The sequence below is a fragment of the Bradyrhizobium sp. genome, assembly GCF_016462955.1.
Classification (GTDB): domain Bacteria; phylum Pseudomonadota; class Alphaproteobacteria; order Rhizobiales; family Xanthobacteraceae; genus Bradyrhizobium.
In genome coordinates this window covers 1-5,744 of sequence record NZ_JAEMSD010000444.1, presented here as the reverse complement: position 1 = coordinate 5,744, position 5,744 = coordinate 1, and the positions used below count along the sequence as shown (strand labels likewise).

At 66.5% G+C, this 5,744-nt stretch carries 5 protein-coding genes and 1 tRNA gene; 2 read left to right on the top strand and 4 right to left on the bottom strand.

All coding sequences use genetic code 11. The annotated features are described in order from the left end of the window. Window positions 1-7 precede the first annotated feature (7 nt). Window positions 8-93 (top strand) — tRNA-Tyr (locus JHD07_RS31150). Window positions 94-214: 121 nt separating this feature from the next. Here JHD07_RS31150 and JHD07_RS31145 read toward each other — a convergent pair. From JHD07_RS31145 to JHD07_RS31135, 3 genes are all read right to left on the bottom strand, one after another. Further along, entirely contained in the window at window positions 215-1,246 is a 1,032-nt protein-coding gene (locus tag JHD07_RS31145) for an LLM class flavin-dependent oxidoreductase (protein WP_291629111.1), read from the bottom strand. A gap of 95 nt (window positions 1,247-1,341) precedes the next feature. Then, complete coding sequence (locus JHD07_RS31140; protein WP_291629109.1) at window positions 1,342-2,322, bottom strand: NADPH:quinone oxidoreductase family protein; 981 nt, start codon at window positions 2,320-2,322, stop codon at window positions 1,342-1,344. A gap of 56 nt (window positions 2,323-2,378) precedes the next feature. After that, window positions 2,379-4,436: an ATP-dependent helicase gene (locus JHD07_RS31135; RefSeq protein ID WP_291629107.1), complete on the bottom strand. Its 2,058-nt coding sequence runs from the start codon at window positions 4,434-4,436 to the stop codon at window positions 2,379-2,381. Window positions 4,437-4,542: 106 nt separating this feature from the next. Here JHD07_RS31135 and JHD07_RS31130 point away from each other — a divergent pair, with 106 nt between their 5' ends. After that, complete coding sequence (locus JHD07_RS31130) at window positions 4,543-5,106, top strand: TMEM175 family protein (RefSeq protein ID WP_291629105.1); 564 nt, start codon at window positions 4,543-4,545, stop codon at window positions 5,104-5,106. Here JHD07_RS31130 and JHD07_RS31125 read toward each other — a convergent pair. Further along, window positions 5,073-5,447 carry a YciI family protein gene (locus JHD07_RS31125; protein WP_028137147.1) on the bottom strand — a complete coding sequence of 125 codons (375 nt, stop codon included), beginning with the start codon at window positions 5,445-5,447 and terminating at the stop codon, window positions 5,073-5,075. The genes JHD07_RS31130 and JHD07_RS31125 overlap by 34 nt on opposite strands. Window positions 5,448-5,744 lie beyond the last annotated feature (297 nt).

The following is a 5,744-nucleotide window of genomic DNA, read 5'->3' as shown; positions in this document are numbered from 1 at the left end:
GTCGAGCGGGGGAGTGTCCCGAGTGGCAAAGGGAGCTGACTGTAAATCAGCCGCCTCATGGCTTCGCAGGTTCGAGTCCTGCCTCCCCCACCAGCCTTCGCTCGCTTCGCGAGCTTCGGCTCGGCAAGCCAGCATAAGTGCTCGTGGCGCGAAGTGAGCGAAGGCTGTCGCGCCGTAGCCCGTAGGGCGTAGGCGGACTGGCTCTGCACGTACGCTACCCCATCATCTCCCGCACCATCGGCACCACCTTGCGCCCGTACAGCTCGATGCTCCGCATCAGCTTCTCGTGCGGCAGCGGCCCCGCCGAGTACTTCAACTGAAATCGAGAAATCCCGAGCGCCTTCGCGGTCTTCGCGATCTTGCGCGCCACCGTCTCAGGTGAGCCGACATAGAGCGAGCCGTGCTCGGCCTCGCTGACGAACTCGTCGCGGCCCATCGGCGGCCAGCCGCGCTCCTTGCCGATGCGGTCGCGCATGGCCTTGTAGTCGGGCCACAGCTCCTCGCGCGCCTGCGCATCGGTGTCGGCGACATAGCCCGGCGAATGCACGCCGATCGGCTTGGACGGGCGGCCGAACTCCCTGAAGGCGCGGTGATAGAGATCGACATAAGGCGCAAAGCGCGCGGGATCGCCGCCGATGATCGCGAGCATCAAGGGCAGATCGTAATGCGCGGCGCGCACCACCGATTGCGGACTGCCGCCGACGCCGATCCACGTCTTCAGCGGGCCGTTCTCGACCGGCGGATAGACCAGCTGATCCCGCAGCGGCGGACGCAGCTTGCCGTCCCAGCTCACCGGCTGCTGCGGCAGCAGCGCGGCGAACAGATCGAGTTTCTCCTCGAACAGCTCTTCGTATTTGCGCAGGTCGAAGCCGAACAGCGGAAAGGATTCGGTGAACGAGCCGCGGCCGAGGATCACCTCGGCGCGTCCGTTCGAGACCGCATCCAGCGTGGCAAAGCGCTGGAACACGCGAATGGGATCGTCCGACGACAGCACCGTCACGGCCGAGCCGAGATGGATGCGTTTGGTGCGCGATGCGATCGCGGCCAGCACGGTCTCCGGCGAGGAGACCGCGAAATCGGCGCGGTGGTGCTCGCCGAGCCCGATGAAGTCGAGCCCGAGTTCGTCGGCCAACACCGCCTCGTCCACGACGTTGCGGATCACCTGCGCATGCGTGATCATAGCGCCGGACGCATCTCGCGTGACGTCGCCAAAGGTATCCAGTCCGAATTCGAGCGGTGCGGTCATCGATCAGGTCTCTGTGGGATGATCGGCCAGATCTAGGGGACCGCCGCCCGGTCACAAGCGCACGAGCGGAAATGCTCGGTTTCCGTTTGTGCGTGCTATGGCGCGATCCGTACCACCATCTTGCCGAGCGCAGCGCGCGTCTGCATCGTCTTGAACGCCTCGCGGAAATCCGCGAAGGCGAAGACCTGGCCGACCACCGGCTTCAGCTGGCCGTCGGCAAGCCAGCCCGTCAATTGCGACATCAGGCGCGTCTGCACGTCGGGCTCGCGCGTCGCAATCTGCGCGAGGTCGACGCCGAGCAGGGCGCCGCCTTTCAGCAGCGGCAGATTGAATGGCAACGCGGGAATCGTGCCGGCGGCAAACCCGACCGCGAGATGCCGGCCGCGCCAGGCGATGGAGCGAAAGGCCTGCACCGAGATTTCGCCGCCGACGGGGTCAAAGATCACGTCGGCGCCGTGTCCTGCCGTCAAGTCCTTCAGCGTGTCGCGCCAGCCGGTTTGGGTGTAGTCGATCGCGGCGTCGGCGCCGTGCGCCTGCGCGAACGCGCGCTTGTCCGGCGTCGATGCGGCTGCGATCACGCGCGCGCCGAGCAGCTTGCCGATCTGGACGGCTGCGATTCCGGTGCCGCCAGCCGCGCCCAGCACCAGTAGCTGTTCGCCTGCGCCGAGCGAGGCGCGGGCGCTGAGTGCATAGAGCGCGGTCAGATAATTGGCGCGAAACGAGGCGGCGACCTCTGGCGCGACGCCGTCCGGCAGGGGATGGAGCGCTGCAGGGCTGACGACGATCTCTTCGGCAAGCGCGCCCGAGCGCGTCATCCCCATCACGCGCATGCCGGGGTGATAACCGCCGGGTGCGCCGGGCGCGTCCGCCACCACACCTGCGAACTCCGTCCCGGGAATGAAGGGCAGGGGATCCTTGGTCTGGTAGCGGCCTTCGATCTTCAAGCCGTCGACGAAGCCGATGCCTGCGGCTTCCACGCGGATGCGCAACTGGCCCGGCTCGATGGACGGGGCGGGGACGTCCTTCAGCTCGATCTGATCGATGGGGGCGTAATGCTCGACGACGACGGCTTTCATGACGGACCCCTGTTGTTCCAACTATCCTGACAGGTCCCGGCACGAGCCTCTTGCGTCTACCGCCACATCCCGCGCATCCGCGCCCCGATGTCGATCTTCGGGCCTTGTGCCGCGGCGCGCGCCGTGCCCGCCGCGGCTTTCGGCCATGCTGTGCGCTCGAACAGATGGACCAATTGCTCCGGGATGAAGCGGGTGCGCGAGGCGTAGACGTGGCGGTCGCCCTTGGCGGCCTGGCCGTGGGTGAAGAAGCGCTGGGGAACGACGAGGTGGAGATCGTCCTTGGCGCGCGTCATCGCGACATAGAGCAGCCGGCGCTCTTCCTCGAGCTCGGCCGAGGTGCCGGCGCCGAGATCGGAGGGTATGCAGCCGTCGACGACGTTGAGCACGAACACCGACTTCCACTCCTGGCCCTTGGCGGAATGGATGGTGGAGAGGATCAGGTAGTCCTCGTCGCGCAACGGCGGACCTGATTTGTCGCTGGTCGCATCCGGGGGATCGAGCGTGAGCTCGGTCAGAAACTTTTCGCGCGACGCATAGCCGCTCGCGATCTGCTCGAGCTGCATCAGGTCGGCGCGGCGCGTCTCGGAATCCTCGTGGATGCGGTCGAGATGCGGCTCGTACCAGAGCCGCACGCGCTCGAGGTCGACGGGCCATTCCGAATTGCGCAGGTTCGCCACCGTGCGGACGAAGTCGGTCCAGTCGTCGCCGGTCCGCGCCGGCACCGGGAGCCGGCCGAGCGTATGAAGCGGATCGGTGCTCTCCGCCATCTGGTCGAGCACGCGCTGCGCGGTGGCGGGGCCCACGCCCGGCAACAGATGCAGGATGCGGAAGCCGGCGACGCGGTCGCGCGGGTTCTCGGCAAAGCGCAGCAGCGCCAGCACGTCCTTGACGTGCGCGGAATCGAGGAATTTCAGCCCGCCGAACTTCACGAACGGGATGTTGCGGCGGGTCAGCTCGATCTCGAGCGGACCCGAATGCGAGGACGTCCGGAACAGCACCGCCTGGTGCTTGAGCAGCGCGCCTTGCTCGCGGTTCGCCAGCACCGCTTCGACGATGTAGCGCGCCTGGTCGGCCTCGTCGTGCACGGTGACGAGCTGCGGCTTCTGCCCGGAGCTGCGGTCGGTCCAGAGATTCTTCGTAAAGCGCTCGCGGGCGAGGCCGATCACGCCGTTGGCCGCCGCCAGCACCGCCTGCGTCGAGCGGTAATTGCGATCGAGCGTGATCATCTCCGCGCGCGGGGAAAAGCTCTGCGGGAATTCCAGAATGTTGCGTACGGTGGCGGCGCGGAACGAGTAGATCGACTGCGCGTCGTCGCCGACCACGGTGAGGCCGCGCCCGTCCGGCTTGAGCGCCAGCAGGATCGAGGATTGCAGGCGGTTGGTGTCCTGGTATTCGTCGACCAGGACGTGGTCGAAGCGGCCGCCGATCTCCTCGGCGATCAGCGCATCGCTCATCATCTGCGACCAGTACAGCAGGAGGTCGTCGTAATCGAGCACGTGCTGGGCCTGCTTGGCCTCGACGTAAGCGGCGAACAGTCCCTTTAGCTCGGCGGCCCAGCCCGCGCACCAGGGATAGTGCTGCCCCAGCACCTTCTCGATCTCCATCTCCGCGTTGACGCAGCGCGAGTAGATCGACAGGCAGGTGCCCTTGGCGGGAAAGCGGCTCGAGGTTTTCGACAGTCCGCGCTCGTGCCGCACCAGGTTCATCAGATCGGCGGAGTCCTCGCGGTCGTGGATGGTGAAGGCGGGATCGACGCCGATCCGCTCGGCATATTCGCGCAGGAGCCGCGCCCCGATCCCGTGGAAGGTGCCGGCCCAGGTGAGCGCATCGCGCATGATCGCGGCATTGGTCTCGCCGAGCACCTTGCGGGAGATGCGCTCGACGCGGCCGGCCATCTCGGCTGCCGCGCGCCGGGAGAACGTCATCAGCAGGATGCGGCGGGGATCGCTGCCGGCGACGATCAGATGCGCGACGCGATGGGCCAGCGTGTTGGTCTTGCCGGAGCCGGCGCCGGCGATGACCAGCAGGGGGGCAGCCACGGTCGCGCCGTCGGCCACGCCATGCTCGACGGCGCGGCGCTGCTCCGCATTGAGCGTGTCCAGATATGTCGCCACGAATCGCCCCGGTGAAAGGCTGAGAGTCGGCCATTCCAGCGGCAATCGCAATGCAGCTGGACGAAGCCTGCTTTAGGTTTTAGGGGGAAAGACCGAACAGTTCGAGATGCGGCGGCTGGAGTCGCTGAGCAACACCATTTTCGGCGTCGCCATGACGCTGCTGGCCTACGATCTGCCCAAGGCGGCTGTGTTCAGCGGCGCGCCGGATTGGAATGATCTGGCGCGGGTCTATTCCGGCAAGCTCGCCGGATTTGCGCTCAGCTTCATCATCGCCGGCGTGTTCTGGATCAGCCATCACCGCCGACTGGCACGCCAGCCCCTCGGTAGCCGCGGCATGGTGGTCCTCAACCTGTTCTTTCTGCTCTCGATCGTGCTGCTGCCGGTAACCAACGGCCTCTACACCAATTACGCCATGAGCAGCGCGGTGGCGGTGCTCTATGGCCTGCATTTGACCGCGATCGCCAGCCTCAATGCCTTGCTGTGGTGGACGATCCTGCGCGGCTGGAGCCGCGAGATCGTGGCGTCGCTGTTCCCGGTGGCCGTGTTCATCCCCGGCACGGTCGTTGCGGCGTTCGCGCCGCATTTGGCGCCCTTCGTGTGGTTCCTTGCTTTTGGCGGGCTGCTGATCCAGCGCTTCTACGTCGCGCCGAACCCATCGGCCGGCACGTAAAGCTTGACCGGGCGGATTTCGTAGACCGCCGTCGGGTTGACCGCGCGCAGCTTCCGCGCCGCTGCGATCGCTTCCTCCTCGGTGGCGCATTGCATCAAATGGAAGCCCAGCAGCTGCTCCTTGGTCTCGGCAAACGGCCCGTCCAGCACCATTCCGGCGCCGGGCCCCCGCAAGGTGCGGGCTTTCCGGGTTTCGTCCAGGCGGGCTGCCGGCCCAAACTGACCGCTTTCCCTGAGGGGCGCCTGAACCTCGATGACTTTGGCCACGACCGCCGCGTCCTGCTCCGGCGTCCAGGACATGACCTCGTCTTCCACGTGATAGGCCAGGATGGCGTACAGCATCGTCACCTCGTTGTTTTTCTGCGCAAGTCCAGAGGACGTGGCACGGCAGCACGTCCCGACACTCCCGAAGCAAAATATTGCGTGGCCGGCAAGCGGCGAAACCGTCCGGAAACCCGATTGCGGCCTCGCCATGTGAACGCCGCCGGCACCGGTCGCGACTGATGAACCACAAACAACAAGTTCTTTGCTGGAGGCGGCAATGTCGGGTCACACCATCAAGATCATCTGCGACGCGCGGCGGGCGGGGCAGTCGGAGCCGGCCGATCTGCACGACCAGACCGGCCACCACCGCTATTA

Bases quoted from the DNA above. Each gene is read 5' to 3' on its own strand.
- JHD07_RS31130 (WP_291629105.1), top strand. From the start codon at position 4,543: ATGCGGCGGCTGGAGTCGCTGAGCAACACCATTTTCGGCGTCGCCATG.
- JHD07_RS31140 (WP_291629109.1), bottom strand. From the start codon at position 2,322: ATGAAAGCCGTCGTCGTCGAGCATTACGCCCCCATCGATCAGATCGAG.
- JHD07_RS31125 (WP_028137147.1), bottom strand. From the start codon at position 5,447: ATGCTGTACGCCATCCTGGCCTATCACGTGGAAGACGAGGTCATGTCC.
- JHD07_RS31145 (WP_291629111.1), bottom strand. From the start codon at position 1,246: ATGACCGCACCGCTCGAATTCGGACTGGATACCTTTGGCGACGTCACG.